The sequence below is a fragment of the Pseudomonas sp. genome, from assembly GCF_035512415.1.
Taxonomy (GTDB): Bacteria; Pseudomonadota; Gammaproteobacteria; order Pseudomonadales; family Pseudomonadaceae; genus Aquipseudomonas.
Map to the genome: position 1 here is coordinate 36,865 of NZ_DATKDZ010000002.1, position 14,682 is coordinate 51,546.

The 14,682-nt window shown below is 56.8% G+C and carries 12 protein-coding genes and 3 pseudogenes; 10 read left to right on the top strand and 5 right to left on the bottom strand.

Annotated elements, in window-relative coordinates:
• The first annotated feature begins 3 nt into the window (after positions 1–3).
• Both fabF and VMP31_RS00195 read left to right on the top strand, forming a co-directional pair.
• Positions 4–1,275, top strand: a complete 1,272-nt coding sequence (gene fabF, locus VMP31_RS00190; RefSeq protein ID WP_414705408.1) for a beta-ketoacyl-ACP synthase II — start codon at positions 4–6, stop codon at positions 1,273–1,275.
• Complete coding sequence (locus tag VMP31_RS00195) at positions 1,272–1,838, top strand: TetR/AcrR family transcriptional regulator (RefSeq protein ID WP_325502873.1); 567 nt, start codon at positions 1,272–1,274, stop codon at positions 1,836–1,838. The genes fabF and VMP31_RS00195 overlap by 4 nt, the downstream gene beginning before the upstream one ends.
• Before the next feature lie 65 nt (positions 1,839–1,903).
• Here the strand turns inward: VMP31_RS00195 and VMP31_RS00200 are convergent, their stop codons facing one another.
• From VMP31_RS00200 to VMP31_RS00220, 5 genes and pseudogenes are all read right to left on the bottom strand, one after another.
• Positions 1,904–2,119: a helix-turn-helix transcriptional regulator gene (locus VMP31_RS00200; RefSeq protein ID WP_325502893.1), complete on the bottom strand. Its 216-nt coding sequence runs from the start codon at positions 2,117–2,119 to the stop codon at positions 1,904–1,906.
• Complete coding sequence (locus tag VMP31_RS00205) at positions 2,020–2,757, bottom strand: AraC family transcriptional regulator (RefSeq protein ID WP_325502875.1); 738 nt, start codon at positions 2,755–2,757, stop codon at positions 2,020–2,022. The genes VMP31_RS00200 and VMP31_RS00205 overlap by 100 nt, the downstream gene beginning before the upstream one ends.
• A complete protein-coding gene (locus tag VMP31_RS00210; protein WP_325502877.1) occupies positions 2,748–2,912 on the bottom strand; it encodes a hypothetical protein in 165 nt (54 codons plus the stop codon). The genes VMP31_RS00205 and VMP31_RS00210 overlap by 10 nt, the downstream gene beginning before the upstream one ends.
• 197 nt (positions 2,913–3,109) lie before the next feature.
• Positions 3,110–3,283, bottom strand: a pseudogene (locus VMP31_RS00215) (IS3 family transposase); the annotation flags it as partial.
• The gene (locus tag VMP31_RS00220; RefSeq protein WP_325502894.1) at positions 3,280–4,176 is read right to left on the bottom strand and encodes an AraC family transcriptional regulator; all 897 of its coding nucleotides are present in this window, start codon (positions 4,174–4,176) and stop codon (positions 3,280–3,282) included. The pseudogene VMP31_RS00215 and the gene VMP31_RS00220, both read right to left, overlap by 4 nt.
• A gap of 527 nt (positions 4,177–4,703) precedes the next feature.
• On the opposite strand from VMP31_RS00220, the gene VMP31_RS00225 reads away from it, so the two are divergent.
• The 8 genes and pseudogenes from VMP31_RS00225 to VMP31_RS23300 all read left to right on the top strand — a co-directional run.
• Positions 4,704–5,087: a hypothetical protein gene (locus VMP31_RS00225; protein ID WP_325502879.1), complete on the top strand. Its 384-nt coding sequence runs from the start codon at positions 4,704–4,706 to the stop codon at positions 5,085–5,087.
• Positions 5,088–5,094: 7 nt separating this feature from the next.
• A complete protein-coding gene (locus tag VMP31_RS00230; protein ID WP_325502881.1) occupies positions 5,095–7,410 on the top strand; it encodes a N,N-dimethylformamidase beta subunit family domain-containing protein in 2,316 nt (771 codons plus the stop codon).
• Positions 7,411–7,930: 520 nt separating this feature from the next.
• Complete coding sequence (locus tag VMP31_RS00235) at positions 7,931–8,101, top strand: hypothetical protein (protein ID WP_325502883.1); 171 nt, start codon at positions 7,931–7,933, stop codon at positions 8,099–8,101.
• 3 nt (positions 8,102–8,104) lie between these two features.
• Entirely contained in the window at positions 8,105–9,313 is a 1,209-nt protein-coding gene (locus VMP31_RS00240; protein ID WP_325502885.1) for an ethanolamine utilization protein EutH, read from the top strand.
• A 334-nt stretch (positions 9,314–9,647) separates the two neighbouring features.
• Complete coding sequence (locus VMP31_RS00245; RefSeq protein WP_325502887.1) at positions 9,648–10,379, top strand: TorF family putative porin; 732 nt, start codon at positions 9,648–9,650, stop codon at positions 10,377–10,379.
• A 335-nt stretch (positions 10,380–10,714) separates the two neighbouring features.
• Positions 10,715–12,139, top strand: a complete 1,425-nt coding sequence (locus VMP31_RS00250) for a gamma-aminobutyraldehyde dehydrogenase (RefSeq protein WP_325502889.1) — start codon at positions 10,715–10,717, stop codon at positions 12,137–12,139.
• A gap of 650 nt (positions 12,140–12,789) precedes the next feature.
• Positions 12,790–13,575: pseudogene (locus VMP31_RS23295) on the top strand (HAMP domain-containing protein); the annotation flags it as partial.
• A 342-nt stretch (positions 13,576–13,917) separates the two neighbouring features.
• Positions 13,918–14,433 (top strand): annotated as a pseudogene (locus VMP31_RS23300) (methyl-accepting chemotaxis protein); the annotation flags it as partial.
• Between the last annotated feature and the right edge of the window lie 249 nt (positions 14,434–14,682).

The window sequence follows — 14,682 nt, forward strand, 5'->3', positions numbered from 1 at the left end:
ACCATGCGGATCGTAGTGACAGGTACCGGCGTTGTTGGGCCATTGGGCTGCGGCACCGAGGCGGTCTGGTCGCGTTTGTTGGCGGGGCAGTCCGGCATCCGTGCGCTGCCTGCCGAGCTTGCCGAGGGCACCGGCTGCGCTGTAGGCGGGCGGGTACCCAGCGTGGCGGAAGATCCGCAGGCGGGTTATGACCCGGGGCGATTCGTCGCCGCCAAGGAACGCAAGAAGATGGATCGCTTTATCGAGTTTGCCCTCGCTGCCGCCCAGGAAGCCCTGGCGCAGGCGGCCTGGCAGCCTACAGACGAGCAGCAGCGGCAGCGCACCGCGACCATCATCGCTTCCGGCGTCGGCGGCTTCGGTGCCATCGCCGAGGCCGTGCGCACCACGGACGAACGTGGGCCGCGTCGGCTCTCGCCATTCACCGCGCCTTCGTTTCTCGCCAATATGGCGGCCGGGCATGTGTCGATCCGGCACGGCTTCAAGGGGCCGCTCGGCGCACCGGTGACCGCCTGCGCGGCCGGCGCGCAAGCCATCGGTGATGCGGCCCGGCTGATCCGCTGCGGCGAGGCGGATATTGCCGTGTGCGGCGGGACCGAGGCGGCGATCCATCGCGTCACCCTCGGCAGCTTTGCCGCGGCGCGCGCGCTGTCCACAGGCTTCAACGACCACCCCCAGCAAGCGTCGCGCCCGTTCGACCGCGCCCGTGATGGTTTCGTCATGGCCGAGGGTGCCGGCCTGTTGGTGATCGAGTCCCTGGAGCATGCGTTGGCCCGCGGCGCTCAGCCACTGGCGGAGCTGGTCGGTTACGGCACCAGTGCCGATGCCTATCACCTCACTGCCGGCCCGGAGGATGGCAGCGGCGCGCGCCGTGCCATGGAGCTGGCGTTGCGCCAGGCCGGTGTGACTGCGGGCGAGGTGCAGCATATCAATGCCCATGCGACCTCCACGCCAGTGGGCGACCGCGGCGAGCTGGCCGCCATTCGCGCCGTCTTCGGGACTGGTTCGGGCGTGGCGATCACCTCGACCAAATCCAGCACCGGCCATCTACTGGGGGCCGCAGGTGGGATCGAAGCCATCTTCACCCTCCTGGCGTTACGCGATCAGATCGTTCCGCCCACGCTGAACCTTACCAACCCTGACGAGGCGGCCGACGGCCTCGATCTGGTTGGCCTGCGCGCGCGGCCAATGCCGATCCAGTACGCGTTGTCGAACGGCTTCGGTTTCGGCGGCGTCAATGCCAGCCTGCTGTTTCGCCGTTGGCAGCCTCAGCCATGAATAGTCTGCAACTACGGGAGGACTCCCGCCGCGGCAAGCGGCAGAGGGACATGTTATGGGCGGCGAGTGATGTATTCGCGGCGTTCGGCCACGACCTTGCCAATATGCAGGTGATTGCAGAGTCCGCCGGTGTGACCAAGGCGACCTTCTATGCGCATTTCGGCGACAAGGCCCAGCTGTTTCGGGCCGTTATCGAGTATTGGATGGAGGAGTTGCCAGAGCCGTCGCTGCCATGCGAGGTGAATGGCGAGTTGCGCAGCTGTTTGGAAGCAGTCGCCCAGGCGCTGCTGCAGCAAAGCATGCATCCGGCATTCCTTGCGCTCACGAATATTCTGCTGCGCTCCAACTGGGTGCCACAGAAGCGCTGGCGACAACGCTATCGCCCGTATCAGGCCTACCTGGAAAAAGCGCTCGGCCAATCTGCCCGCTGCAGCGACCCGGTGCGCGCCGCCGGCCAATTCCTGCTACTCGCGGTCGGCAACCTGGACCCCGGTACCAGCACGCTTACGGATGAGTCGCGCATTGCCGCGGCGGTGGAGCTGTTTGTCCAGGCCTATACATGAGATGCAGTTGTCCGACTGGATTAGCGCTGGCGCTGTGGGATGTCGCCCTCCGCGGGTTATCACATTCACCGTTTTGAGACTTTGCGATACTCGCTCGGTGATTGTCCGAACCAGCGCCGGAACGCACGGGTGAAACTGGCGGCATCAGCGTAGCCAAGCTGAAGCGCCATTTCTTCCAGCTTCATCTCCGTATTTTCCAGCAGTTGTTTCGCGAGTTGCCCACGCTCCGCATCGACGAGATTGCGGAAGCTGGTGCCTTCCTCTGCCAGTCTGCGACGCAGGCTGCGCGGCGCCATTGCCAGCTGACTTGCAACATCCTCGAGGGGGGCACCAGCCCCGTCGAACCCAGGAGAAGCTGTCGGACCTGGCCGGTGATGCCGGCGACCTGTCGTCTCTCTAGTTGCGCGCGGCACTGCTCTTCCAGTAGCCGCACCAGATGCACGTCGTACATCGGCAGAGACAGCTCCGCGTCCTGTCGACGCAGCACGATGGCGTTGCGCGAACATCCATAATGAGGCGCGATGCCGCTGAGTGCTTCGATCCGGTCCGCGTGCGCCGGCGGCTTGCCCTGGAATTCGAGCCGCAGCACGCGCAGCCCCGAAAGCGCGAGTTCGTCGAACAGATTGATGGCTGTCGCCGTATCGCGTTCCAGTAGGAACTGCCGCAGATGATGAGGGATCGCGGAGGCGTCGGCGCTAATGCCGTATTCGTGCTGATCGCAGAATATCGCTAACCGGCAGTACGCCGTGCTTAGCGGCAGATAGCGCAGCGCACGCTGGAGAGCTTCACGCAGATTGCGGCTGGTGCGCAGGGCAAATCCCCAGATACCGAAGGTCGCCACGTTGTAGCGCAGGCCAAGCTCGAAGCCCAGTGCGGGTACGTCTGGCAAGGCGAGCATCAGGTTTTCAATCAGCCGCATTTCCTGCTCGGGTGCAACCAGGGCATCCGCGTCCCGCACTGCGCTTCGCTGATGCCAGTACCGAGCAGACAGGTTTGCGCAGCGACGCCGTAGCGCGCCGCGAAGTTCACCATCACCTGACTGATGGCAACTGGGTGCTGGAAGCTTGTGTCCATCGATAGGTCCATAGCGCAAGTTTCTGGAACAAAGACGAGATACGAACTGGCCGCAAATGCATGGCGGTAGTCCCCTAATGCCCTGTCAAGCATACAGAGCTGCCCGCTAGTGTTGCGCAACTACGAGGCCCCTGGAGGACGACCATGCATTACGATCTCAACGCGCTGAACAAGCAGGCTGAATCGCCCCAGGTTTTCTAGACACTCTCCAGGCTCTGGGAATAGCGCTTTTCGAACTCTATCGGCGACAGCTGCTTGTTGAAACCATGCCGGCGTTTTGGGTTGTAGAACATCTCGATGTAATCGAACACATCAGCGCGACCATCCTGCCTGGTGCTGTAAATCTTTCGCCTGATCCGCTCCCGCTTCAATTCACCAATTGACTTTTTTCGTCTCGAGGTGAGTAGCCAAAAGTTTCTTTAAACCGGACGGAAAAAAGCGCCTGACTTGAAAAGCCGCAGTTGTAAGCAACTTCAGCAATGGTGATTTGCCGGCCGTTGTGCGCCGCATTTTCTCGGAGCAGCTTTTGAGCGTGTCTAAGACGAGCGAGACGAAGTTCGCGTCCGAAAGTCGTATCGTGTGCGTGGAAAATCTTGTGGATATAGCGGATAGAGACTCGATGGACTTGAGCCGCACGCTCAGGAGTAAGATCCGCGTCTTGGAAGTTTGTCGCGATACACGCCATAACACGGTGAAAGAAGTGATCGATGACGGTACGTGAGTCACCCGCTGCATCGGTCTCCGGTACATCCATCATCAAAAAAGCCAGTTCGAGTAATCCTCTCTCTAGGCTTTTAACATGCTGAGGGGAAAGGCTGGAGGCATTTTCCAGTGCTTGCAACGCGAATTGCGTCAGCAGCGGCACGAAACGCGAATTGGCGGCGTCGACGCGGCCACAACTTGCATCAATTTTCGGACACATTGTCCTGAATTGGTCTGCGGGTATTTTGACTGTTATGTTTCTCGTGCCATCGGGAATATCCAGCTGATAGGTTTCTGCTGAATTAAATATGGAGACTTGACCCGGTGCAACGTCTCCGAGTCGACCTAGATGCAGAAACCGCTCGGTTTGCATTGTCGGCATGACCAATGCGAAAAAATCGGCTTCGTCATGTCCGATATGCACTTTGCGGCGTACAGCTCTTTGCGCATCAGCAGCAAAGCGAGTAATTCCGACCGTACCGATCTGGGTGGATTCAATGAGCCCGGAGAACGATGTCGGGTTGGAGGCAGCCACGTCTATGGGGTAGTAAACGTCGCTCATGAAATCCTGCCAGGCAGCAAGGCGTCTGTGTGGATGGATCTCGCCCGTCGAGAACCGGGTTATCAAATGTAACGAATCCACACGCCCTCCTAAAAAAATCACTGCCCTAGAAGCTCAAGCAAGCCCTATGCCATGACTTCCAGGTCAGCCTAGTCAGCCGTCGGAAGCCCCGTGTTTTCTATAATAACCGGTGGATGACTAAGTCCAGTTATAGCAGACCAATGGTGCGGAAGCAGAGGTATGCCGTGAGCTGTTGCTCTGTAGGTGAGCCGGTTGCGAGCAAAGGCCAGACTCGGGCACCCACTCTGCGCACCGTGCGCGCTGACGAAAATCTTGGTTCTCTCATGCGATAGATCGCGGGTGCGGTCCATCGGACGATATCGCTACTGGTACAGGGCGGTCAGCGTATCTCCTCCGGACCAGCGCTCCGCAACGCGGCCAGGCGCATATTTGGATATCTGTGCAATCACTGACAAGCAAGAGAAAAGTATGAACACATCAATAACTACCGCACTGAGGGAATGACCATGCGTACCTCCTCAGATCGCGAAGCTGAATTGGCCGCTGTGTTCCAGGCTCGATTTTTTGAGCGCCTGCGTGGCGACTGCGACTCTGGCGTGATCAGCGCCTACGAACGGTCTCCGCTCGGGCCACACGATGACAAGACTCGAAGGGTCGTGCGTGGGCTGGGCGGTGCGTCTATTGCCGGCAAGGCGATTGTCATTTCGCTGGGTATCGACGGGCCATGGGGCGTCGGGAACATTTTGATTGGAGAGCCAGGCAACTTCGTTCGAAGTCCAGGCGTTTTCCTGACTTACGACGACGCATTGCGTCACGTTTTTTCGCTTCGATGCCGAACCCTTTTCGCTGCCGAGGCGCGCGAAACGGATTCTCAGTCGCATAACGGATGAAATGAGAATGAACCAGGTCAGTCAGCAAATTTTCGGCTATAGCGACGGATTCTCTGTGTCGCCAGGTGAAAGTCTTTCTTTCAAGGTAAGTTGCGAAGGGGTCGCGCGATATGACGCCTCGCTTGTGAAGCTTCGACACGGGTTTACGGGGGAGGCGGGCCCCGGTTTCCTTGAGACACCTGTTGAGTCGTCGTTCGAAGGGAGCTACGAGGGTATCCAGCACGTGTGCCAGCCGGGCTCTTATGTTGAAGTTACCGACACGCAAGGACTTCTGCGATCTCCTAACGGTTTGGTCATTGAAGCCCATGTCTATCCGACACTGCCGCAAGGTACGCGCTCGGGCAACTTCGGTGCCTACCACGTAACGCAGAACTCATTTGAGAGTGATTCGGGCCTACAGGCCATTTTGGGGAACTGGTCCGTGGCCAGTTGTTCTGGCTACGCCCTTGTGCTGGAGGAAGGGCGGCCAACGTTTATATGGGGGGCAGATGGTGAGACAAAGAAAGTTTCATTGGCAACGCCACTCATTGCACACCAGTGGTATCGCGTCATAGTCAGTGTCAAATCGGATGCCGGGACGGTCTGCTTGGAGCAGACACCAATCGACAACATCATGAACCGTCTCTCAGCGAGCGCCAGTGCCTTGCGCCCAGAATCACGTACCGTCCCGTTCGGCGCGAAACTGACTGAAAGCCAGGCCCCCTTCAGGATCGGGGCGCTGGCCCGTCAGCAAGACGGTCGATGGCTGGCGAATGCCGCCTACAACGGAAAAATCGGTGGAGTCCGCATTCTGCGTCCCTCTCTCGGCGATGCTGTTGTTGCCGAGCTGGCCGCCTGGCACTTTGGCAAGAGCCTTCGTGACGATGGCCTGTTGCTCTGCGAAGTTGTAGACGTGTCCGGAAACGGTTTGCATGGACGCTGCTTCAACACGCCGACACGGGGCGTGGCGGGCCATCGCTTCAAAGGGTTGAGCGATGATTTCCGGTTGGCACCGGACGAGTTCGATGCGATCCATTTCCACGACGATGACATCACCGACGCCCAGTGGCCAACGGCGTTCAAGATCCAGGTCCCGGACGATCTCGCCAGTGGTGTATACGCCGCGAAGCTATGCGGCGCAGGCGTTGAACAATACATCCCGTTCTTCGTCAGGCCAGGAGGTCAGAAGCGCGAAGTGGCGGTGCTTTTCTCCACAGCGACATATCTGGCGTACGCCAACGACCGAATAGCGTTTGAGGCCAATGGCGCGGAAATCATTGTCAGTCGGACGCCGATCATTGATCGGCAAGATCTGACGCTTCAGGACCATCCTGAATTCGGTCGCTCCTGTTATGAAATCCATAACGATGGCTCTGGCGTTGTCTTCGGCAGCACTCGACGTCCCATCCTGACGCTCAACCCCAAACACCGCGCCTGGTTCCAGGCAGAGGGCGTTTGGGGGCTTCCTGCTGATCTCTGCATCGTTCATTGGCTTGACACAATCGGCTGCGAATTCGACGCGCTGACGGATGAAGACCTGGATCGCGAAGGCGTCGACCTGCTCAAGGACTACAAGGTTCTAATCACGGGCAGTCATCCAGAATATGTGACACGCAACGAGCTCAACGCGATCGAGGCTTTCACCGGCAACGGCGGACGCTTGATGTACCTGGGCGGAAACGGTTTTTTCGCGACCGTTTCATTTGATCCGGAAGAGCGGCATGTCATGGAGTTGCGCAGGTCAGATGCGGGTACACGCCCCCACGAGTCGCCGTTTGGCGATCGCCGCCACCAGACCTCCGGTGAAATGGCCGGTCTATGGCGCAACAAGGGTAAGGCACCGCAGCGACTGCTAGGCGTGGGGTTCGCCGCGCAAGGTTTCGACCGCTGCACGTATTACGAACGCCTCACCGACAGCTACGACCCACTCGCCGCATTTGCGTTTGAAGGGATTGGCAGTGACGAGCGCATTGGCGACTTTGGAATCATGGGCGGTGGTGCCGCCGGCGCGGAGATTGACCGGTACGACCCGTCGCTGGGATCCCCGCCGGGTGCGCTTGTCCTAGCGACTTCCGGGCCATTGTCGGATGCCTACCTTCTCGCCGCCGAGGACGTCTACGAATCAATTCCTGGCATTGGCGGGACCGAGCAGTCCCGTGTGCGCGCGGACATTGTTCTGTGTCCATTGCCAGGAGGGGGCGGCGTGTTCTCAGTGGGATCGATTGCCTACACAGGCTCACTTTCCCACAACCATTACAACAACAATATCGCCCGACTCACCGGCAACGTGCTCAAACGATTCCTGCATCCTGAGCCGTTGGACGTGGTTAGCGACTGTAATTGACTTCTCATTTAGAGACAAAAGCGTCGCGCACGACCACGTACTTAGGGCTGGAGAGCTGACGGCGAACCGGCATATACATTGGCCGGACCCAGGGGCAGCAGTGATTTGCTGCCCCTTCGACACTTTAAGCTTCACGGAGCGGAAGGGCGTGTGCACTCATACGAAAAACACTGTTCGCAGGTTCGATAGTCGACCGAAACATGGGCTCTTAAAGTAGACCTGTCGATTGCCAAAGACCCATCTGGGCGTTGACTTGAGTTGATAGGTTCTTTCAGTCCCAAATGCCAAAGAGGAAAAAATGAACAAGACAAAAGTTGATGAGAGCTCAGGAATGATGAGTACAAGCTTGAGCTTGAACAAAATCTGGTACGGCAGCTGGATGCGCTCTCGAGCGAGGATCACACCGGCTCCGACTGCTGGAGTCCCGCAAAACCAATGGTAGTCGAGGCCATTGTTTGGATCGCGCTTGGCGCTGTTCTCTGGGTCGTCACTCTGTCGTTTGTATCATAGGAGAAGTGCTATGAGCTCTTCAAATCTTGGCTTCAGCAGTCACCCCGGAGAATATGATTGCGGGATGATCTCGCTGAACTGCAAATATAAGGATCTCGTGGACACAACGATGCTCGTCCTTACCATCAGCGGGGATATGCCACTGGCGATTGGCCGCGAAACGTGTGAAGAGGATAAATAGGTTATGAACGATCTTGGTAACTACGTGATCTACGTATTGATGTTCTTCGTCGCCGTTGGCGCGATTGGAGCTATACGGGATCAGGAAAAGGGCGTCGGTGCGGAATTCATGGCGGGCTTGCACACGATCGGCTATTTGTTTATTCCGATTGCGGCTGTCATGGCATCCGTCCCGTATCTATCGATTTTCGTCAGCGAGGTCCTTGGCCCTGTATTTGGCATGATCGGTGCTGATCCCAGCATGGGCGCAACGTCGGTACTTTCGGTCGACATGGGCGGATATCAGCTGGCCAAAGCGATCTCGAGTAGTCCAGAGTCCTGGATCATGTCGTCGCTCAACGGTTTTTTGCTGGGACCGCATATCGTGTTCACCATCCCGGTAGCGTTGGTCCTGCTGGCAAAGAGAGATCACAAGTATCTGGCGCTGGGCATGATGGCCGGTTTCGTGTCGATACCCTTTTCGCTGCTCGCGATTCTGCTGATCATCAATCTCAGTGGAGTTGATATTAGACCTGATATCTCGACGACATCCGAGGCCAGCTACGCCCTGTATTTCGAACCGGGCATGGTCTTGGCGAACATGATACCGCTGGTTCTTTTCATTGGGCTTCTCGCGATCGGACTGAGGTTTTATACCGGGGCGATGGTCAAGGGGTTCATGATATTTGGCAAGATCATGGATGTACTGATCAAGATGATTTTGGCAGCCTCGATCATCGAGTACTTTACCGGTGCATTCAGCATGGTGTTCGGAGCCTGGGGATTCGATCCTATCATCGCGGACAGTCAGGACCAGTTTCGGGCTTTAGAGATTAGTGGTTATATCGCACTGATGCTTTCTGGGGCCTTCCCGATGGTCTATTGCATCCAGAAGTTGTGCGAGAGGCCGATTCGCAAGTTGGCTAATAAGTGGAATTTCAGTGATGCGGGGGCAGGAGGGTTCATCGGAACAATTGCCAATCCTTTGGTGCTGTTCCGAGCGATTCCCAATATGCCGGCCAAGGACAAGGTCGTGACAATTGCCTTTTCAGTTTGTGGTGCCTGGATGTTCGGCGATTCTTTGGCTTATATCGCCAATTTCCAACCAACCCTCATCGTACCGCTAATGCTTGGTAAACTGGTCGGCGCTCTGATCGGTGTGGCATTCGCCTACTGGCTTGCCGTCCCGAAAGCGCTCGAACTCGAGTCAGAAGAAAAGGCAGAAGTGGCTTAAAAAAAGGTTGAGGGTGGTGAAATCGCAGCCAGTCGTAGAGTCTCCATTTGTTTATGCGGAGAGTATGAGGGTGGCGTCTTACTTCATGGTGTGCGAAATATCAGGGCTGTTCTGCCAATAACTGTGGAGCCATAGAATCGCTCAAGTCCATGAGCCGCTTTTTGAATATCTTCAGCTGTTTTATTTTTCTGAAAGTCGTGAGGCTTCCTGAATTTGGGCATTCCCGTGCCCAGCACGCCTCAGGCAGGATCGTAATAAACAATAATTATACCCAATTGACCGGTGCGATTTTTCGCGCAAGCGTAAGCCGACAAATACAATTAAGGAGCTTAGAATGAACCGTACTTTAAAGTTGTGGGTAGCGGCGTTTTTATTGGCACCATGGAGTGTCAGTCAGGCCATCACGCTTACTGATGATTTGAGTCTGGATTTGAATGTTGGCGCTTACAGCGACTATCGCTCGCGTGGCATTTCGCAGACTCAGGGGGACCCTGCCATCCAGGGGTCAGCAACTCTGGTGCATTCGAGTGGCCTTTATGCAGGTATATGGAGCTCGAATGTCGACTTTGGTTATGGCAGCAGGACACGCCAGGAAATCGACTATTACGTCGGGTACTTCTGGCAGGCAACTGACGACGTAAGCCTTGATCTGACCTATTATGAATACGAATACCCTAAACAAGCTGATATCAACCAGAGCGAAACCTACGCAAAGTTGACCGTACATGGTGCCTATGTGGGCGGCTACTACTCGAACGAGGTCGCGGGTAACCAAAGTTACTTGTATAGCTTCGTCGGATATACGACAAATTTACCAGGGGACATTGGTTTGGATATGCGGTATGGGCTGATCGACTATAAGGATCCCTTGATTGTCGACAACCAAGGCCGAGATAGGGACAGCTACAACGAATGGGAAGTCAAACTAAGCAAAAACTTTGTGAGCGCGGACTGGTCTCTGGCTTACGTAGATACCGATCTTTCCGATACTGAGTGCTCGAATTTCACCGGCTTCAACGACACCTGTTCATCGACGTTAGTATTAGGCGTCAGTAAGTCGTTCTAACGAACTACCGCGCTGCCCTCATGAGCAATTTTGAGGGCAGTGCGTGAGAAGTCGGGGCGATTCATTGCTCTATTTCCTTTTGCTTGGGACAGCAAGTATGGGTATTAGATCTAAGGAAAAAGTCGCCTTAATTCCTGATATGGCCTTGTTCGAGAGTATGTAGGGTTTTTGTGAAACCGGGGGTTACTACTGCCCTTGTAGCTGTTCGTTAAGCGTATCAGTGCCGCCTTCCAGTCACGGATCGGAACTGTCCATTCCTTGCGATGTTGCGTAGCGCCAGGTAAGCCTAAATTTTGGACCCAGGTGTCAAACCCCAGTATTCGATGGAGATTCCTATGCAAACTAAATTGCTTATCAACGGTCAGTTGGTCGCAGGCGAAGGCGAGCTTTTCGCCGTAATGAATCCAGCTCTCGGTACCACCCTAGTGGAAATTGCCGAGGCAAGCCCTGCGCAGGTTGATTCCGCTGTACAAGCCGCCGATGCTGCCTTCGAGAGCTGGTCCCAAGTCACCCCGAAGGATCGCTCGCTGTTGCTCCTCAAACTCGCTGACATCATTGACATCCACGCTGAAGAATTAGCACGGCTTGAATCCGATAATTGTGGCAAACCTTACGCGGCTGCTTTGGGGGATGAGCTTCCTGGAGTGTCCGATGTGTTTCGCTTCTTCGCGGGCGCCAGTCGGTGTCTACAAGGCTCTGCGGCGGGTGAGTATTTGTCTGGTCATACTTCTATGATCCGTCGCGATCCAGTGGGTGTCGTCGCCTCGATTGCGCCCTGGAACTACCCACTGATGATGGCCGCGTGGAAACTGGCCCCAGCCTTGGCTGCCGGCAATACCGTTGTCCTCAAGCCTTCCGAACAGACACCGCTGACGGCGCTTAAGCTAGCCTCGTTGATGGCCACGGTTTTCCCTGCTGGCGTGGTCAATGTTGTATTCGGACGAGGGCCAAGTGTCGGCGAGCCACTAACCACCCACGAGAAAGTGCGGATGGTCTCGCTGACAGGGTCAGTGGCAACCGGTAGTCATATCATCGCCGGGACAGCCGACACCGTTAAGCGCATGCACATGGAGTTGGGAGGTAAGGCCCCAGTCATCATTTTCGATGACGCAGACATCGATGCGGCTGTAGATGGCATACGTAGTTTTGGTTTCTATAACGCCGGCCAGGATTGCACTGCAGCCTGCCGGATTTATGCACAGAAAGGCATTTACGCTCGGTTCGTTGAAAAGCTTGGAGTCGCCGTATCCAGTATCAAGTATGGCCTTCAGGATGACCCTGAGACTGAGCTAGGCCCACTGATCACTCAACAGCACTTGGATCGCGTGGTCGGCTTCGTGGATCGAGCGCGGCAGCTACCACATATAGAGGTGGTGACTGGCGGCAAGCGCGTCGACGGCCCCGGCTTTTTCTTCGAGCCAACAGTACTTGCTGGTGCTCGACAAAGCGACGAAGTGGTGCGCCGTGAGATTTTCGGCCCGGTAGTTTCTGTGACCGAATTCGAAGACGAGGCGCAGGCACTGTCCTGGGCAAACGACTCTGATTATGGCCTTGCATCATCGGTGTGGACCTCTGACGTAGGCCGAGCTCACCGTCTTGCGGCACGCCTGCAGTACGGCTGCACTTGGGTCAATACCCATTTCATGCTGATGAGCGAGATGCCACACGGTGGTGTAAAGCAGTCCGGCTATGGCAAAGACATGTCGATGTATGGCTTGGAGGATTACACCGTGATTCGCCACGTGATGATCAAGCACTGACCGAGCTGTGGCGCCGTCTCTGCGGCGCCCACGCGAATGCTGAAACGCACAACCGCGCAGTCTTGCTTTTGCAGGCTGCGCGTAGTGCCACCGTCAAGTAGGTGGAGGCACTTATCTGACTGACAAAACATATTGTTCATTCATGAGGCAGTCCCATGTTCGGTGCCATGTCTATTCGCCTGAAGATCGTGCTTTTATCCGGGCTCTGCCTGCTCGGCGTGATGGGCCTGATCGTCGGCATGAATCTTTATCAAAGCAATCTGAACAAGCAGATGATCAGTCAATCCAGTAGCCAGATGCTGATCGGCAGTGGCGAGAACCTGCTACTGGCGAAAGCTGCCGAGCAGGCTGCGAATTTACAGAAGACCTTCGGTACCGGCCTGACCGTCATCACTGCTCTGGCCGACCAGGCGAACGATTTGCGCAATATGGCAAACAATCGTGGACTGACAGCCGCAGCACTGCGTGAAGAACTCAATCAAAGCATCAAGACCACTTTCGAGCGCAATCCCGGAGTGCTGGGCGTATGGCTGGTCTATGAACGTAATGCTTTGGATGGAAAGGACGCCGAGTTCGCCCATGATACGGCTCGTGCGTCGAATGAGTCGGGGCGCTTCGCCAGTGCCTGGAACCGCGGCACCGGTCAGGTGATGAGCCTGCAGATCAACGAGAGCGACCTTGGCAGCACGGCGCTCAGCATCAGTGGTGCTCCCTATAACAGCTGGTACACGTGTCCACGGGACAGCCAGCGGCCCTGCCTTATGGCACCCTTCGCTGACACCGTCGACGGTAAGCGGATATTGATGACGACCATCTCCCTACCGTTGATCGTCGGCAACAAGGTCATAGGTGTCGTGGGCCTGGACATCGCGCTGGACTCACTGCAGGCAGCTGCCAGCGCCGCCCAGAGCAGCTTGTTTAATGGCTCAGGTCGTATGCTGATTGTCTCCGACACGGGCGTACTCGCCGCCTTCAGCTTCGACGCCACCCGAGTCGGCGAGAATATGGTGGAAGCGCTTGGCGAGGAGGGTAAACAAATCCTTGCGCCGCTGGACGGTGATACGCCGAAGATCCTTCGCCAAGAGGGGCTGATCCGGGCCGTCTATCCGATCAAACCGATAGCTGATGCAAAAGCCTGGGGCGTGGCCATCGACGTACCGCACCAAGTACTGCTGGCCGATGCGAATAAACTACAAACGGTGCTCGATAAAGCCGAATCCAGCGGCACCCTCCACGCCCTTCTGATGGCCACTGGAGCCGGCCTGCTGGGGTGCTTACTGATCTGGATGACCGCCTCAAGCGTGACCCGGCCGATCACTCGCGTAGCCGATATGCTCAAGGCGATTGCCAGCGGCGACGGCGACCTGACCCAGCGTTTGCAGTACAGCAAGAAAGACGAGTTGGGCGAACTGGTCAACTGGTTCAACCGCTTTCTCGACAAGCTGCAACCGACCATCTCCCGGATAAAGCAAAACACCCTTGATGCTCGTGGCACCGCCGATCAGTCTTCGTTAATCGCTAGGCAGACCAGCGAAAGTATGCAGGTGCAGTTTCGTGAGATCGATCAGGTGGCCACGGCTTCAAACGAAATGAGCGCCACCGCCCATGATGTTGCCAACAGCGCGTCAAGTGCCGCTCAGGCTGCCCGCGCGGCCGACCAGTCGGCCAGGGAGGGGGTCGGCATAATTGAGCGCAGTACCCGTGATATTGGCATCCTAGCCGAGGACGTCAGCAAGGCGGTGACCGAAGTCGAAGCGCTGGCGGTCGATAGCGAACAGATCGGCACGGTCCTGGAAGTCATCCGCAGCATTGCTGAGCAGACCAATCTGCTTGCCCTCAACGCGGCTATAGAAGCTGCCCGTGCGGGCGAAAGCGGGCGTGGTTTCGCGGTGGTCGCCGACGAAGTACGCAACCTGGCCAGACGAACCCAGGATTCCGTGGAGGAAATCCGCCAGGTCGTCGAGCGCATCCAGAACGGTACTCGCGGTGTTGTGGTGGCGATGCACGTGAGCCAAACCAAGGCTCACAGTAATGTAGGACAAGTCCACCAGGCACTTGAGGCGCTGGGCAAGATCAGTGACGCGGTCACGGTCATCAGCGACATGAACCTGCAGATCGCCAGCGCGGCGGAAGAGCAGAGTGCAGTCGCCGAAGAGGTCAATCGCAATATCTCGGCAATCCGCAGTGTGACCGAAACCCTGACCGAGCAAGCCACCGAGTCGGCGCAGGTTGCCAGCCAGCTACATAGCCTGACCACTCAGCAGATGAAATTGATGGAACAGTTCAGGGTTTAGCGCGTCCAGGCTTTGAGCTCGATGAACCGCTCTGTTTTGTCCCCATGAGCTACGAGAGCATGGCCAGTCTCTAGCGTTATGTAGCCGCACTGACGGGCAGCTATTGGCCGATTCTGTTGAAAAAGTAGGTTCAGCGGCAGCCTGCCGATCAAGTGCGCCTGCTGTCGAAGTGGCTGCAAGCCACTTCAAGTTGCCTTCCGGTGTTTTACTGAGCGTCCTTGCTCAGGTTTAAGGGTTAATTTGAGGGTT